The 522-nt window shown below is 66.7% G+C and carries 1 protein-coding gene; it reads left to right on the top strand.

Translation table 11 applies throughout. The annotated features are described in order from the left end of the window. The first annotated feature begins 41 nt into the window (after positions 1-41). Positions 42-425 (top strand): 30S ribosome-binding factor RbfA, encoded by a 384-nt coding sequence (rbfA, locus tag ABGA94_RS17065; RefSeq protein ID WP_005417890.1) that lies wholly within the window; start codon positions 42-44, stop codon positions 423-425. The last annotated feature ends 97 nt before the right edge of the window (positions 426-522 follow it).

The following is a 522-nucleotide window of genomic DNA, read 5'->3' as shown; positions in this document are numbered from 1 at the left end:
CCCGACCGTTGGTCGGGCGACAACTGAACCAAGAGCTGCTCGTGCCCAAGACTTTCCATCGAACCGACCGTGTCTCCGCCCAGCTGCGCCGTGAACTCGGCACCCTGGTGCACAACGCCGTGCGCGAGCACGGGTTGCCCTCGGTGAGCGTGTCCGACGTGGAAATCACCCGCGACATGGCCCATGCCAAGGTGTTCGTCACCGCCCTGATGCCGGAACGCTCGGCTGAAGCCGTGGCCGGCCTGAAGGAGCTGGGCTACCGCCTGCGCATGGACCTGGCCCGCGCGATGAAGCTGCGCCACGTGCCGGAGCTGCATTTCCACTACGACGACTCGGTCGACCGTGGTGAGCACATCGACAACATCCTGCGCGACCTGCCCGATACGCTGGCCGCGGAAAAGCGTCGCGGGAGCGACGAAGAATAAGCTAGCGCCGGGCCCATGCCCGGCGTCTTTCCATTCCGGCAACGCGATGCCTGTGCGGGCCGCGCCGCTGCAGCCGAGCATGGCTCGGCTCTACAAC

Origin of the sequence: Stenotrophomonas sp. 3diitr2024, assembly GCF_042136455.1 — a bacterium.
In the GTDB taxonomy this organism is placed as follows: domain Bacteria; phylum Pseudomonadota; class Gammaproteobacteria; order Xanthomonadales; family Xanthomonadaceae; genus Stenotrophomonas; species Stenotrophomonas sepilia.
This window is presented reverse-complemented; position numbering and strand designations above follow the sequence as displayed.